A 16,460-nucleotide genomic window follows, 5' to 3' on the forward strand; every position below is an offset into this window, starting at 1 on the left:
TGGTCCGTCGAGGGAGAGGCGTGGTCGTGACCACGCCTCTCCCTCGCGGTACCTCGCCTCTACCCCGGCGGGGTGCGACCTCGCGGGTGTCAGGCGCAGTCGAGCGCGTCGACCTGCGCCTCGCGCGTGGTCGTCACCTCCTTCCCGTCGAGGGTCGCGACGCCGGTCACCGTGACGGTCCCGGCCGGCACCGTCGTCGCGCGGGCGGCGAACGACTGGTAGGCGTTCTTGCCCGGCGCGACGTCGGCGAACGCCTTCTCGCCGTACGGCGTCGTGAGCGTCACGGTGACGGGGACGTCCTCGCCGTTCGTCGCGCGGACGGCGACGTACGCCTTGCCGGCGAGGCAGCGCGGCGTGACCTCGACCGCGAGGTCGAGCTCGGGCGCCGGGGGCTGCTCGCCGTAGGCCGCGAGCAGCGCGGCGTGCTCGGCGGCCGTGATCGGCAGGACCGTGCCGTGCCGCGGGCTGCTCGGCAGGTGGGCGTCGACGGACGTCCACACGCCCGAGTCGAGGTCGGTGGACTCGAGCGGGAGGTACCCCTGCCCGCCGTGGTAGCTCGGCTGGTCGACGAAGAGGTACCACTTCTCCTCGGTGTTCGACTTGAAGACGGTCGGCCCCTCGCCCGCGGTGAGCGTGCCGCCCCACGGGTTGGGCTGGCCGTAGCCGATCTTCTCGGCGACGAGGTCCCAGTCGGTCGAGCGCAGGTCCGTCGACTTCTCGAGGCGCGGGATCATGTACGCCTCGTCCTTGGTGAACCGGTAGTAGGTGCCGTCGTGCTCGACGATCGACGAGTCGATCATCCCGAGGCCGTTGCCGCGCTTCTCGTCGATCCACACCTGCGGCTCGGAGAACGTCACGAAGTCGCGCGTGGTCGCGTACATCATGCGCTGGTAGGAGTCGGCGATGCGACGGCCGTCGGTCGACGTCGTGGGGTAGAGCGCCGAGGCCCAGTAGACGATGTACTCGCCGCGCTGGGCGTCCCAGAACGCCTCGGGCGCCCACGTGTTGCCGGCGTACGCGCTCGACACGGTGACCATGCGCTGGTCGGACCAGTGCACGAGGTCGGTCGACTCCCAGATCATCAGGGCGCGCGACCCGCGTTCCTGCGCGTTGCCGAAGTTGTTGCCGCCGTAGATGCGCAGGTCGGTCGCGAGGAGGAAGAACCGGTCGCCCTCGGGCGAGCGGATGATGAACGGGTCGCGCAGGCCCTTCTCCCCGAGCGTCGACGTGAGCACGGGCTCGCCGTCGTTGAGCTCGACCCAGTCGAGCGGGTCGTTCCCGTTGCTCGCGCTGAAGTAGACCGACTCGCCGTCCGCGGTGCTCTCGCCCTCGAAGTACGGGAAGAAGTAGCCCTCGTAGTCGGCCTCGGCGGGCAGCGGGCGGACCGTGGCGTCGTACGTGTGCGTCGCGGTCGCGCCGTCCTTGGTCGCCGTCACGGTGAGCCGCACGACGGCGGCCGGCTCGCCGTGGGCGGGCCGCGTCACCTCTCCCGTGGCCGAGACCGCCGTCGGGTCGGCGCTCTCCCACGTGAGCGTGGAGCCGTTCGCGCCGGCCGCGGGCAGCGTGAGGTTGCCGCGCACGTCGTCGAGGTGCGGCACGACGACGTGGCTCGCGTCCCACGCGACCGCGTCGGCGGGTGCGAGGTGGGCGAGCACCGTGACGTCGAACTGCGCCGTGCGCGCGACGGCGCCGCGCGTGACGAGCGCGGTGAGCGTCACGGTCGCGTCGTCCTCGCCCGCGGCGGGCCGCGTGACCTTGCCCGCGGCGCTGACGACGCCCGCGTCCGACGACGTCCACGTGACGAGCGAGCCCTGCGCGCCCGTCGTGGGCAGCACGAGGTTCTCCGTGACGGCGCTCGTGTCGCCGAGGTCGAGCGCCGTGAGGTCGGCGTCCGCGGCGGCCGACGAGGTCCCGGCCGCGAGCTCGCCCGCCTCCGTCGCGCTCAGCGCACGGTCGTAGAGGCGGAAGTCGCGCACCTGACCCTTGAGGTAGCGGTCGCCCGAGTAGAGGGAGCGGCCGACGTAGTTCGCGGTCGTCTGCCCGCCGCCGATCTGGCCGGGGTCGGTCGTGACGTTCGTGGCCTGCTTGACCGGCACGCCGTCCTCGTAGAGCGTCGCGGTCGTGCCGGTGAGCGTGTAGGTGAGGGTCTTCCAGACGCCGCGCTGCAGGTTGGAGCCCTTGGTCACCGTCTGCTCGGTGGACCAGTTGCCCGTGGCGATCGAGGTCCGGTAGGCGTTGCCGGTCGTGAACAGGTAGCCGTTGCCGTTCGACCCGCTCGAGTTGCCGAGCCCGTAGACGAAGTACGGCGTGCCCTGGTCCTGGCTCACGAGCACGTCGAGGCTCACGGTGACGTCGATGAGGCCGGCCAGCAGGTGGTCGGGCAGGTCGACGTAGTCGTCGGTCCCGTCGAGCGTCGTGCCGTCGGCGGTCGCCGTCCCGCCCACCACGGTGGCCGGGCCGAAGGTCGAGCCCTCGGCCAGGTTCGCCGTCGTGCCGCCGGCCGTGCTCGCGGCGTCGAGCGGGTACCAGGCGACGAGCCCGTCGTCGGTGGGCCCGCCGACGTCCGCGGCGGCGGGCGCCGCGACGGTGGCGGCGAGCGTCGTGGCGGCGAGCGCCCCCACGAGCCCGGCGGCGAGCGCCGAGCGTGCTCGGTGTGTCGGAATCATGTCGTCCTCTCCTCGTCGAGATGCAGGTCGTGCCGCCGAGGTAGAGCCCCGGTCCCGCGAGGTAGAGGCGTGGTCGTGACCACGCCTCTACCTCGGCCTACCGGGGCTCTACCTCGGCGGGGTGGTGTCAGCCGCAGGTGTGGGCAGCGACGGCGACGTCGTAGGGCGTGGTGACCGGGGCGCCGTCGAGCACCGCGGTCCCCGTGACGGTGGCCGTGCCCGCGGGCACGGAGACCGCCCTCGTCGCGAACGACTGGTAGGCGTTCGCCCCCGGGGCCACGCCCGCGAACGTCTTCGTGCCGTACGGCGTCGTGAGGGTGACGTCGGCGGGCACGTCGCCCGCGTTCGTCGCCCGCACCGCGACGTAGACCTTGCCCGCGAGGCACCGCGGGGTGGCCTCGACGGTCAGCTCGACCGTCGGCGCCGGCGACACGTCGACCGGGTCCACGCTCTCGAGCGTCGGGACGACCTCCTGGATGAGGCCGTCGTCGCCGAACGTGAGGCGGTCGATCGTCGTCTCCCGGTTCGTCCCGTTGCCGCCGGGGATGGCGAACCGGTGGTACGCGATGTACCAGTCGTCCGTGCCCTCGACGTTGAGGATCGAGCTGTGCCCGGTCCCGAGGATGCCCTGCGAGGCGTCCTTCTCGAGGATCACGCCGCGGTACGTCCACGGGCCGTCGATGCTGTCCGACGTCGCGTAGCCGACGCGGTAGTTCTCCGACCCCGTGTCGTCGATCGAGTACGTGAGGTGGTAGACGCCGTCCCGGTAGTTGAGGAACAGGCCCTCGCGGAAGTCGGTCAGGCCGGGGATGCGCCGGAGCGTGTCCTGCCTGATCGACGTCATGTCGTCGTTCAGCTCCGCCATGACCGGCCCGTTCGACGGGCCGCCGTTGCCCCACAGGAGCCAGTGCTTCCCGGTCTCCGGGTCGCGGAACGCGGCCGGGTCGATGGCCTGGCCGGAGGTGACCGCCTCGCCGTTGGTGATCATCGCCGTCGGCTGCGCGGTGAACGGACCCTCGGGGCTGTCGGCCACCGCGACGCCGATCGTCTTGCGGTTGTACGTCGGGTTGTGGCCCGAGAAGTAGAAGTAGTACTTCCCGTCCCGCTCGATGATCGTGGGCGCCCACGCGTTGCCGGTCGCCCACGGGACGTTCCCGTTCGCGCCGTCGAGCGTGAGGAACGGCTGCTCCGAGCGCTCCCACGTCACGAGGTCGGTGGACTTCCAGACGTAGAAGTCCTTGCCGCCCCAGCCCGGCGTGCCGTCGGTCGTCGCGTAGAGGTAGAACGTGTCGCCGAACTGCGCGATGTTCGGGTCCGCGTACTTCCCGGGGAGCACGGGGCTGCCCATCTCCTTCGCCTGGACCGTCCACGTGCGCGACGACCCGTCCGGGCCGGTCACGGTGTACTCCACGGGCTGCGTGAAGTCCTGCACCGAGCCGTTCGCGGGCGTCACCGTCGCGCGCGGCGACACGGTGAGCAGCGGCGCGAGCGCCGAGACGTCCGTCCCCGGCACGACGGGCAGGGTGACGGTCGAGCTCGCGCCGTCGACGATCGCCGGCACCTTGAGCGCGTCGAGCTCCGCCCCGGTGACCGCCGTGTGGTCGGCCCCGACCTGGTACACCTCGTCGGCCGTGAGCGCGCGGTCGTAGATCCGGAAGTCGCGCACCGAGCCCTTGAGGTAGCGGTCGCCCGAGTACAGCGAGCGGCCGAGGTAGTTGGCGAGCGTCGAGCCGTTGCCGATGTCCTTCGGGTCGATGGTGACGCCGGTCTGGCGGCCCACCTCGACGCCGTCCTCGTAGAGCACGGCCGTCGTGCCGGACAGCGTGTACGTGAGGTGCTTCCACACCCCGCGCTGCAGGTTCGCGTTCTTGGTGACGGTCTGCTCGGTCGTCCAGTTCCCCGTCGCGATCGACGTGCGGTAGGCGTTGCCGGTGGTGAACAGGTACCCGTCGCCCGCCGTGCCGCTCGTGTTGCCGAGGCCGTAGATGAAGTACGGCGTCGCCTGGTCGGTCGCGACCTTGACGTCGAGCCCGACCGTGACGTCGGTCAGCCCGGCGAGCAGGTGGTCGGGCAGGTCGACGTAGTCGTTCGTCCCGTCGAGCGTCACGCCCTCGCCGGTCCCGGAGAACGCCGCTCCGTTGGTGAGCGTCGCGGGGCCGAACGACGACCCCGGCGCGGTGTTCGCCGCCGACGTGCCGCTCGTCTCGTCGAGCGCGTACCGCACGACCAGGCCCGGGATCTCGGTGGTCACCTCGACCGCGACGTATGCCGTGCGCGACCCGTCGGCCGTGGTCGCGGTGACCATCGCGTGGCCCTCGCCGACGCCCGTGACGACGCCGTCGGCCGAGACCGTGGCGACGTCCGCGTCGTCCGACGCCCACGTGATCGCGCGCGCCGTCGCGTTGGCGGGCGTGACCGTCGCGGAGAGCTGCCGCGTCCCGCCGACGCCCACCTGGAGCGACTCGGGGGCGACGCTCAGTCCCTCGACCGGGACGACGTCGTCGGTCACCGTGACGACCGCGCGGGCGCGGACGCTCACGCCGCCGCCGAGGGACCCGGCGACCTCGAACGACCCCGCCTGCGCGTACGACGCCGGGTCGACCGTGTCCCACGTGACGTCGGCCGGGCCGCTGGACCCGTCGGCGTAGTGGGCGGTGACGGTCGCGGGAAGCACGGGCGCGGAGCCCGTCTGCACCGTGACCGCGACGTCGTCGACGGACTCGACGAACGCGTCGGGCTGGTAGGTGCTGAGCAGGCGGTCGTACTCGGCCTGCGTCACCGGGAGCACCGTGCCGTGGCGCGGGCGCGACGGCATCTGGTAGTCGGTGGACATGGTCCACTCGGCCGCGTCGAGCGAGGTCGACTCGAACGGCACGTAGCCGCGCCCGCCGAACTCGTCGATGAAGAGGTACCACTTCTCCTCGGTGTTCGACTTGAAGATCGTCGGGCCCTCGCCCTGGTTGATCCCGCCGCCGAGCGAGTTCGCCTTGCCGATGCAGTCGGTGATGAACTCGTAGTCCGTCGAGCGCAGCTCGGCCGACTTCTCGCCGAGGATGAACTTGGAGCACGGCGTGGACGACGTGTTGTTCCGCTCGTCCTTGGTGAAGCGGTAGTACTCACCGTCGTGCAGCGTCACGGTCGAGTCGATGACCGAGTAGCCCGGGTCGACCCACACCTGCGCCTCGCTGAACGTCACGAAGTCGCGGGTCGTGGCGTACATCATGCGGTTGTAGGTGTTGCCCGTGTGGTTCGGGTCGTCCTCCGCGTAGAGCTTCGACGCCCAGAACACGACGTACGCGCCGATGCTCTCGTCGTAGTACGCCTCGGGCGCCCACGTGTTGCCCGCGGTGTCGGGCGAGACCTTGACCAGGCGCTGGTCCGTCCAGCTCACGAGGTCCGTGGACTCCCACACCATGATCGACTTCGAGCCCGTGCGCTGGGACGCGTCCCAGTTGCCGTTGCCGTAGATCTTGAGGTCGGTCGCGATCTGGTAGAACTTGTCGCCCTCGGGCGAGCGGATGATGAACGGGTCCCGCAGGCCCTCCTCGCCCAGCTCCGACGTCAGCACGGGCTGGTTGTCGTTGAGGTTCTGGTACTTCAGCGGGTCGTTGCCCTGGCTCAGGCCGAAGTAGACCTGCTCGCCCGTCGCCGTGCCCTCGCCGACGAAGTACGAGAACAGGTAGCCCTCGAGCTCCTCCTGCTCGGGCAGCGCGGGGACGTGGGCCTCGAGCTCGCGCGTCGCGGTGGCCGCGCCGACCGTCACCGTCGCGGTGAGCGTCACCGTCTCGGCGTCCTGGCCGTGCGCGGGTCGCGTCACCTCGCCCGTGGGCGTGATCGTGCCCGACGACGCAGCCCAGGCCACGCTCGCGCCGTGCAGGCCCGTGGTGGGCAGGGTCAGGTTGCCGCGCACGTCGTCGAGGTTCGTCACCTCCAGCGCCGCCGCCGCAGCGTCGGCCTTCGCCTGGTCGCCGTCGCCCGGGAGGACCGTGACGTCGAACGTGCGGGTCTCGGTCGCGCCGCGCAGCGTCACCGTCGCGGTGAGGGTCGCGGTGGCGGGCTCGTCGCCCGCGGGGCGCGTGACCGCGCCGCTCGCGGAGACGACGGCCTCGTCGGAGCTGGCCCAGGTCACCGCCGAGCCGCCGACGCCCTTCGCCGGGAGCGCGAGGTCCGTGACGACGGCGCTCGTGTCGCCCAGGTCGAGCGCGGCGGCGTCGGCCGCGACGGCGTCCTGCGCGGCGTCCGAGGCGAGGTCGGCGACCTCCTGCGCGGTGAGCGCGCGGTCGTAGAGCCGGAAGTCCTTCATGCGGCCCTTGAAGAGGTTGTCGGCGGCGTAGGCCGACTTCCCGAGCGCGTTGGCGGTCGTGGTGCCGCCGCCGATCGCGCCGGGCGTGATCGTCACGGCGGTGTTCTGCCCGACCTGCGCGCCGTCCTCGTAGAGGCGCGCGGTGCCACCCCCGAGCGTGTACGTGACGGTCTTCCAGACGCCGCGCTGGAGCGCGGCCGCCGGGGCCTTGGCCGTGTTCTGCTCACGGCCCCACGCGAGGTCGGAGATGGTCCCGCGGTAGTTCGCGTTGCCGGTCGAGAACAGGTAGCCGTTGCCGGACTGGGGGCTCCCGACCGCCGGGTTGCCGAGGGTGTAGAAGAAGTAGTTGCCGGTCAGCGACGCGTCGACCCACACGTCGGCGCTCACCGTCACGGCGTCGTAGCCGGCCAGGAGGTCGTCGGGAAGGTCGACGTGGTTCGCACCACCGAACGTCAGCCCCTGGCCCTCGCGCCACCCGCCGCCCGTGCCGACGAGCGCGGCGTCGAGGCCGTGGCCCGACGCGTCGCGCGCGACGGTGCCCTCGGTCTCGTCGAGCGGGAGCCAGAGCTGCAGGCCGTCCGTGGTGGGTTCGGCAGCCGTCGCGAGGGCGGCACCGCTCACGGCGCCGGCGACGCCCGAGCCGGACAGCGTCGTCTGGCCGGGGGCCGCGGTGGCGGCAAGCGGCGCGAGAGGCGCGACCAGGCCGGCCCCGAGCAGGGCGGCGATCGCGCGGCGCCCGCGGAGCGCCGGCCCGCGACGGGAGGTCACGGTCGAACGGTCGCCGGAGCGAGGTGGGGCGGCGCCACGGGGCGCCGAGTGCTGGTGGCGTGAGGTCATCGGTGACTCCTCGTCGTCGATCTCGGCGTCCTCGCCGAACGGTCGTGCCGGCTGCCGGTCCGACTCGATGTGAACGTTAACATGTGAGCGTGAACATGGGTACCCCTGCTCGTGCGGACGAGGACGTCACCGCGTGGGCAGGTCTACCCGTCCCGCCGAGGTAGAGCCCTGGTCCCGCGAGGTAGAGGCGTGGTCATGACCAGGCCTCTACCTCGGCGGACTGCGCCTCTACCTCGGCCTACCAGGGCTCTACCTCGGCAGGGCGGAGGTCTGCCGTCAACGACAGGTGTGGGCGTCGTAGGCGACCTCGGAGGTCGTGGTGACCGGAGTGCCCTCGGGCGCCCGTTCGACGACCGCCGCGCCCGTCACCGTGACCGTCCCGGACTCGACCGACGTCGCGCGGGTCGCGAACGACTGGTAGGCGTTCGCCCCCGGGGCCACTCCCGCGAACGTCTTCGTGCCGTACGGAGTCGTGAGGGTGACGTCGGCGGGAACGTCGCCCGCGTTCGTCGCCCGCACGGCCACGTAGACCTTGCCGGCGAGGCACCGCGGGGAGACCTCGACGTCGAGCGGCACGACCTCCGTCGCCCCCGGCACGATCTCGACCCGGTAGGTCGTGGCCGTCTCGTGGTCCTGCGCGACGCCGACGACCTCCACGGTCCGCCCCGACCCGTCCGCGGGGAGGGGCACGGTGCGGCCCTGCGTGTCGTCGATCAGCACGCCGTCGACGCGGACCAGGCCGCTCGGCACGTGCGGGTCGGCGTCGAGCACGACGCTCGCCGTGCCCTCGGGGACGGTGAGCGTGTAGTCCGTCACCACCGTGTCGAACGCGGGGGCGAGCGATCCCGTGTCGAACGCGAGCGCCGCGAGTCCCGGCGTCGCGTCGTACGACGCCGCGCGGTCGACCCTGACGCCGAACACTCCCCCGGCCCAGCCGCCGGTCGCCTGGAACCGCACGGTGACCACGGGGATGCGCTCGCCGTCCGCGTCGAGCACGTACTCGCCCGCGCTGTCGACCTTCCACCGCGTGCCCTCCCCGATCTCGAGGTACTTCGCGGGGAGCTGCGTCGTGTCGACGTAGAACCCCTGCTCGTCCTGGGTCGGAGCGTTCGCGACCGTCGTGATCGTCTTCAGCTTCTCGTCGTTGACGTACACGTCGAAGACGCGGCCCTGGTCGCCCGAGTAGAGCGTGACGCCCAGGTGGTTCGACGCCGACGCCGGGTCGATCATGAGGTCGTAGCTGAACCAGCCCGTGCCGTTCGCGTGGCGGAACTGGCGGCCGGAGAACGTCCCGACCGACGACCCGCTCTGCTTGAGGTTCTTCGCGTTCTCGAAGTTGTTGTTGTCGAAGCTGGTCAGGCTGTCGACGGTGCGGTCGGCGTCGCGCAGCGCCTCCTTCGCGCGCAGGATGCGCTCCTGCGACGCCGCGGAGTCCGGCTCGTCGAGGTTGAGGTAGAGCCCATAGGTCACGTCCCAGTTGGTGTGGTGGGGCGTGAAGACGAGGTCGCCGCCGTCGGCGGTGTTCCGCAGCTCGAGCTGGACCCGGCCCTCGGCGTCGTCCTCGACCCGCACGAGGTTCTCGGCGATGCGCTCCTTCCACTCGTCGGCGCCCATGTTCGCCGCCGTGATGGTCGTCTGGGCGTCGGCGTCGCGCGTGGCGGAGCGGACGAGGATGCCCGTGCCCTGCCACGCCGGCTCGGGGACCTCGCCGAGGTTCGCGGAGAGGACGACCGGTCCGTACCGGAAGGCCACGAAGTACGGGTTGTCCGGGGTGTCGACGACGGACGCCGCCATCGGCATCGTGTACCGGACGACGTCGCCCGCGGCGACGGGCAGCACGACGTACCCGCGGGACACGACCGGCTCGACGGCCGCGCCGTTCACCTCGAGGCCAGGATCACCCGCGATCCACGACGGCACCCGCAGGCGCAGCGTCGCGCCCTCGGCGACCGCACCGCCGTCGAGCGCGTCGACCCGGAAGGTCACCGTGTCCTCGTTCGGCAGGTTCGCCTCCTGCGTGAGCCGCAGGTTCTGCGCCGCGTGCTCGACCGTCGAGGAGAAGAACATGTTGACCCACACCGACCCCTGGCCGGTGAAGTAGATCGAGTCGCCGAGCTTGGAGAAGCTCTCCATGCCCGTGCCGGTGCAGCACCAGAACTCGGTGAACGGCAGGTTGTACACGCGGTGGTAGCCGGACGCCATGGGGTTGAAGTAGGTCGTCGTCCCGGTCTCGGGGTTCTGCGACGCGAGGATCGTGTTGATGAACGCGTTCTCGTAGTAGTCCGCGTACCGCACGTCCTTGCTCAGCGTGAACAGCTCGCGCGCGAGCTTGAGCATGTTGTACTCGTTGCACGTCTCGGCCGTCTCCGCGTTGCGCGCGGTGCCCTGCTCGTCGGCGTGCTGGTGCAACGACCCGGGCTCGTGGAAGTGCTCGGCCTGGCTGTTGGCGCCGGTGACGTACGTGTGGTCGCGCACGACGATGTCGAAGAAGTTCTCCGCCGCCGCGAGGTACATCGGCAGCTCGTCCTTCTCGGCGGGCGTGAGCAGCTCGTAGTACTCGGGGTTCTGCGTGAACACCTGGTAGCGCTTGAGCGCGCCGAGCAGCTTGGGGATCTGGGTGTTGGCGTGCTTGCCCGGCAGCACGTCCTGGCCCGCGGCGAGCTGGCGGAAGAACGACACCTCGTCGAACGCCTCGGCCGCCTCCTTGATCCGGACGTCGCCCGTGAGGTCGAACAGCTCGTAGAGCGCCTCGTTCATGCCGCCGTACTCGGTGCGGAGCATGACGTCGGTGCTCGGCAGCGTCGAGACGCGGCCCTGGACGTAGAGCCCGAACGCGGTCGCGACCTCGAGCGCCTCGTCGCCGACCGGCCCGTCGACGTACTCGGCGACGTCGAGCAGCCCCGCGAGCACCTTGTGCAGGTTGTACCAGGGGACGATGACGTTCTCGTCCGACGTCCCGGTGCCCTGCACCTGGTCGAGGATCGACTCGCGGAACGCCGAGACGTACCCGGCCGAGCCGGGGTGCGCCGCGGCGTACGCGTCCTGGACGCGCGCGAGCCCGCCCACGCCCTCCTCGATCTCGGTGAACAGCGCGTCCTTGGTCGCCTCGTCCTGCGTCGAGGACCACGACATCGCGAGGGCGGACAGGTAGTGGCCGAACGCGTGGCCGCGGAAGTTCACCGCGTTGCTGCGCTCCCAGCCGCCGTACCCGGCGGAGGTCGTCGGGGTGAGCCCGCCGACCTTGTAGAACTCGTAGAGGAACGTCTCGGAGTCGAGGCTCAGCAGGTACTCGTGCTCCTTCGCCGCGGCGTTCTGGAGGAAGTCGTCGGACAGGAGCACCGACGGCAGCGCGGTCTCCTCGAGCGGCGTCTCGTCGACGAGGGCGGGCACGACGACCTCGATCTCGCGCGTCACGGGCTCACCGTCGAGGTAGCGCACGGTCGCGGTGAGCGTGACGTGCGCGTCGTCCGCGCCGATCGCGGGCCGCACCACGGTGCCGTCCGTCGCGATCACGTCGGGGTGCGACGACCGCCACGTCACGGTCGACCCGCGCGAGCCCGTCGACGGGAGCACGAGCGCGACGGTCGCGCGCTCGGGCAGCGACAGCGCGTCGGCGTCGTCCTGGGCGATCGCGTCGCGGTCCACCGTGCGCCCGCTCTCCTCGTAGAGGCCGACGACGTCCCCGAGCCCGGCGACGGCGTCGTACACGCGGTAGTCGTCGAGCGCGGCCCGGAGATAGGCACCGTTGTACTGCGGCCCGTTGAACCCGATCGTCTTGGGCAGCGCCGGGTCGGAGCCGAGCACGCCCGTCGCGTCGCCGCCGACGGCGTTCGCGACCGTGGACGGCACCTGCTCGCCGTTGCGGTAGAACGCGACGGCCTTCGTCGCGTGGTCGTACGTGACGACGACGTGCGTCCACTCGTCCGCGGGGAAGAACGCCGCGCGGTCGGAGCTCGCGACGCGCACCTTGTACGGCTGGCCCGATGCCGGCCCGACCGACAGCGCGAGCGGCACGGTGTCCGACTCCGACGACAGGTACCAGCCGTCGGATTTGTAGGCCCGCTTGTTCCACGTGATCACGTGCTCGCCGGACAGCCTCCCGCCGGGCTCCACCCAGAACGAGAGCGTGAGGTCCTCGGGCTGCAGCGCGGTCGACGACCCGAGGTCGAGGTACGTGCTCCCGGCGAGGCGCAGCGCCTGCCCCTGGCCGTCGACCCCGTCGACGTACGAGTAGCCGGTGGGCGCCGATCCGGCGTGCCCTCGCAGGGCCACGGGGTGGGCGAGGGTGCTCGCGTCGGCGACGTCGCCGTCGAACGCGAGGTCGAGGACGGGCGCCGGGAGGGCGTCGGCCGCGACGGCGGTCGGCGCCCACGCGGTCAGGGCGAGCGCGGCGGACGCCGCCACGGCGGCCAGCCGGGCCGCGCCGCCGGGTCGACGGCGGACGCCGTCGGTCGGTCGGGGGTGCATCGTTGCTCCTCAGGGTCGCGCGCGGGGCGTCGTCGCCCGCGCGTCGGGACGTGCGATGTCGTGCGGCTCGTTCCGCGACGACGTCGTCGCGCGGCCGTGCGAGGGCGGCCCGCGCAGGGAGCGCGGGCCGCGCCCTCGTGGCCCGCCGGACCGGCCACGAGGGAAGCAGCGTGCGAGGTAGAGCCCGCGGTCGCGAGGTAGAGCCCGGGGGCTTCTACCTCGCGACCTGCGGTTCTACCTCGCGGGGATCAGCCGCAGTCGAGCGCGTCGTAGGCGACGTCGTAGGAGGTCGTGAGCTCCTCGCCGTCGAGCACCGCCGTGCCCGTCACCGTCGCGGTGCCGGCCGGGGCCGACGTCGCGCGCGTCGCGAACGACTGGTACGCGTTCTTGCCCGGCGCCACGTCCGCGAACGCCTTCTGCCCGAACGGCGTGGAGAGCGTCACCGAGACCGGGACGTCCTCGCCGTTCGTCGCGCGCACGGCGACGTACGCCTTGCCCGCGAGGCAGCGCGGCGAGACCTCGACCGCGAGGTCGAGCTCGGGTGCGGCATCGGACGCGTGCAGCCGGACGAACGTGATCGAGTGGGCGGGGAACTCGTAGGAGAACTCCTCCCCCACGCCCGTCAGCGTCCGCTCCACCGGGACGACCCGCTCGGGGTCCGCCTTGGTGTTGGTGTCCGACGGCGCGCCCACCATCTCCGTGACCGTCGCCTGGTCCGCGATCCCCTCGGAGCCCTCGACGTGCACCTGAGTGCGCGCCGCGGTCGCGGTGGGGTTGACGACCTTGACGACGACGTTGCCCGTGTCGTCGTCGCGCGTGACGACCTGGTAGAGCGACTTGGTCGACGGCTGCTCGTAGGACATCTGGAGCTCGCCGTCGAGGTAGAGCTCGATGGTCGAGCCCTCGACGACGACCTTGACGTGGTACGGCTGGCCGGCCTCGATGCTGTGGTTCTCGACCGCCTTCACCTCGTTGGCGCTCCCGCCCGACGCGCGCTGGAGGGCCTGGCGCGAGTTGTTCCACCCGCCCAGGTTCCACCAGTAGTAGTCGTTCGGGCCGCCCGCGGCGAAGCCGACGAGGAAGCCCTCGGCGCCCGACGTCTTGCGCGCGTCGAGCTCGAGGGTGTAGCTCGACCAGTCCTTCGCGTACGCGCCGGCGACGATCGACCGGGCGTCGGTGACGTTCGTCGCCGACTGCACGTAGGCGCCGTCCTGCGCGGCCCACGTCCCGGTCTGGGGCTCCCACTGCGACGCACCGGACTCGAAGTCGTCCGAGAAGAGCACGTCGCCGCTCGCGTTGTCGGTCACGCGCACGTTGTCGTACTGCGCGGCCGTGTTCCACGTGGAGAGGAACACGCCGCCGTCGAGCGTCGCGTCCGCCGGCGCCGGGCCGGAGTGCGTGCTGGGCACGACCTCGTCGCCCGCGTTCGCGGAGAACAGCTGCTGGACGTAGTAGTTCACCGAGCCCACGACTCGTCGTTGTCGAACCAGATCGCGTCGGGCGACCACTGGACGTACGACTCGTTCGCGAGCAGCGGCGCGTACGACGCGAGCCGCACGACGTCGGAGTTGCGCTCCAGGCCCGTCATGAACGCGGCCTCCGACAGCGCGTTGGCGAACGTGTTGCCGCGCGACGCGTACTCGCCGAGGAACACGTGCGGTCCCTCGCGGTCGTAGGAGTCGTAGCGCTCGTCGTTCTCCAGGAACCACTGCGGGTCGTTGTAGTAGTGCTCGTCGACGAGGTCGACGTCCTGCTCGCGGTTGAACTCCCAGAGCTCGTCGAAGCGCTGGCCCGTGTCGTCCGGACCGGAGTTCGAGATGATCTGGATGTCCGGGTACGCGGCCGCGATGGCGTCGCGGAACGCCGGGAAGTTGGCCTCGAACGTCTTCGTGTTCTCCTCGTTGCCGAGCCCGATGTACTTCAGGCCGAACGGCTCGGGGTGGCCCAGCTCGGCGCGCACGGCGCCCCACTCGGTGTCCACGCCGCCGTTGGCGAACTCGATGAGGTCGACCGTGTCGTCCACCCAGCGCTGGATCTGCGCGGGGTCCGTCATCTCGGGGATCGTGCTGCCGCAGCCGTTGGCTCCGACCGACACCACGGGCAGCGGCGTCGCGCCGAGGTCCTCGGCGAAGAGGAAGTACTCGAGGTACCCGATGCCGTACGACTGGTTGTAGCCCCAGAAGTTCCAGTTGGTCGCGCGCTCCTCGACCGGGCCGATCGTCTCCTTCCACTGGTACGTGCGACGGCGGTCGGTGAAGTTCGACTCCTCGTAGGTGCGGAACGTGCCGACGTTCGTCACGCAGCCGCCGGGGAAGCGGAGGAACTGCGGGTCGAGCGCGTCGATCTTCTCGGCGAGGTCCTTGCGGAGGACGGACGTCCCGTTGACCGGGCCGACCCACGTGTCCTGCGGGAAGAGCGACACCTGGTCGAGCGCGAGCGTGCCCGCGGCGCCCGAGAGCAGCGCGAGGCGCCCGGCGTTCGTCGTGCCGGTCGCGGTGAGCGTGACGTCGTACTTCTTCCACGTGCTCGAGCCGTCGACGGCGACCTGTCCGGTCGCGTACGCCGTGGTCCCGGCGTTGTCCTCGACGCGCACGGCGACGGTCTGCGCCGTCGCCGACCGGGCCCAGACAGAGAAGTCGTACGACTCCCCCTCCTCGACGAACAGTCCCGTGTTGTACCCGGCGTTGCGCACCCCGGCACCGGCGGCGGTCGTCGTGAGGTTGAGGTAGGTGCGGTTCGTCGCGTTGAGCCGCCCTGCGTCGTTCACGACCTGCGTCGTGGCCGTCGCGCCGCCCCGGTTCGCCGCGCTCCACGCGGTGAGGCCGTTGAACGACGCGTTGTCCTGGCTGGTGAACTCGAACGACCGGTTGCGCACGAGCTCGGCGTACAGGCCGCCGTCGGCCGCGTAGTTGATGTCCTCGTAGAAGATGCCGTACAGCTCGTCGCTCATCTCGGTGCGCTCGCCGGCGAGGTCCACCGTGATCTCGTGGTCGGCGCTCGTGGCGGGCGTGATCGTGAGCTTCGTGGCCGCGTCGCGCGGGCCGAGGACGAGCGCGCCGTCGGACGCGCGCACGCCGGCGTACTGCTCGGGGTCGGCCGCGCTGCGCAGCCAGACCTTGCCGCCGCCGGCGTCGGTGAGCCGCAGCGCCGTGGCCTCGTCGCCCGCGGCCCCGAGGGAGAGCCGGGACGCCCCGGAGACGACGACGGGCCGGTCGTCGACGGCGAGCGTCACCGGGGACGTGCCCTCGGGGCCGTCGGCCGCCGTCGCGTCGAGCGCGACCGTCGTCGCCGGGCGCTCGTCGTCGAGGGCGAGGCCGTCGTCGGTCGCCACGAGGTACCGCGCGTCACCCGGACCCGCGAGCGTGAACGCGCCGTCGGGCACCTGGTCCGCGCCCTCGGCGGCCTGGAGCGCGACGTAGTCGAAGGCCGCGGTGTGCGACGCGCCGTTCTGCGCGGCGAGCGCGTAGAGGCCCACCTGCGTGGTCGGGAAGTCGACGGTCACGGAGCCCGCCGGCTGCCAGGCGGTGCCGTCCCAGTAGGAGGTCGCGATGACGTCGCCCGTGCGCTGCATACGCAGCGTCTCGCCGGTCGACGCCGGACGGTCGGTGAAGCTCGCGGCGGAGAAGACGCCACCGCTCTCCACGTCGTTCTCGATCGCCCGGCCGGACGGCGAGAGGCTGCCCACGAACGTCAGGCCGGACCGGACGTAGTTGTCCATGTCCTGCCACGCGATGAGCCCCGCGCCCTGGTACACCGTGGCGACGGGCGCCTCGAGGTGCGTCACGACCGTGAAGTCGCCGGCGGGCACGTCGAGCATGACGACGTTCTTGGCGCTGTTCGCGGTCTGCCACGTGTCGCCGGCCTGGGACGTGAGCCGCAGCGCACCGCCCGAGACGGCGAGCGCCTCCGGGACGGGGTTGACGACGGTCCAGTCGGCGCCGAGCGCGGCGCCGTCGAACGCGTCGACCCAGGCGCCGTCGGGCAGGTCGGGCTCCGCGGCCGCGGCGGGCACGGACGTCGCGAGCGCGACCGTGCCGACCAGACCGGTCACGAGCGCGAGGGCGACCGCCCGGCGGCGGCGAGCCGCTGCGGGCCGTGGTGGGTGAAGGGACGTATCCATGGGCTTCCTCTCTTCGTCGAGAGACACGCACCGTTGCGTGTGAGCGTTAACAGGATCGTGGCCGAGC

General features: G+C 71.7%; 3 protein-coding genes and 1 pseudogene. All 4 read right to left on the reverse strand.

Features of this window, described 5'->3' with window-relative positions; genetic code table 11:
• Nucleotides 1-89 precede the first annotated feature (89 nt).
• Nucleotides 90-2,666 carry an immunoglobulin-like domain-containing protein gene (locus tag ACFVN3_RS03065; protein ID WP_378230441.1) on the reverse strand — a complete coding sequence of 859 codons (2,577 nt, stop codon included), beginning with the start codon at nucleotides 2,664-2,666 and terminating at the stop codon, nucleotides 90-92.
• Nucleotides 2,667-2,793: 127 nt separating this feature from the next.
• Nucleotides 2,794-7,737: a family 43 glycosylhydrolase gene (locus ACFVN3_RS03070; protein WP_378230443.1), complete on the reverse strand. Its 4,944-nt coding sequence runs from the start codon at nucleotides 7,735-7,737 to the stop codon at nucleotides 2,794-2,796.
• A gap of 345 nt (nucleotides 7,738-8,082) precedes the next feature.
• Nucleotides 8,083-12,273, reverse strand: a complete 4,191-nt coding sequence (locus ACFVN3_RS03075) for a beta-L-arabinofuranosidase domain-containing protein (RefSeq protein WP_378230445.1) — start codon at nucleotides 12,271-12,273, stop codon at nucleotides 8,083-8,085.
• A 248-nt stretch (nucleotides 12,274-12,521) separates the two neighbouring features.
• Nucleotides 12,522-16,393: pseudogene (locus tag ACFVN3_RS03080) on the reverse strand (alpha-L-arabinofuranosidase C-terminal domain-containing protein).
• Nucleotides 16,394-16,460: the final 67 nt, after the last annotated feature.

Source organism: Cellulosimicrobium sp. NPDC057862 (assembly GCF_042797035.1).
Classification (GTDB): Bacteria; Actinomycetota; Actinomycetes; order Actinomycetales; family Cellulomonadaceae; genus Cellulosimicrobium.

Excerpts from the sequence above, each read along its gene's own strand:
- ACFVN3_RS03075 (WP_378230445.1), bottom strand. The coding sequence starts at position 12,273 with ATGCACCCCCGACCGACCGACGGCGTCCGCCGTCGACCCGGCGGCGCG.
- ACFVN3_RS03065 (WP_378230441.1), bottom strand. The coding sequence starts at position 2,666 with ATGATTCCGACACACCGAGCACGCTCGGCGCTCGCCGCCGGGCTCGTG.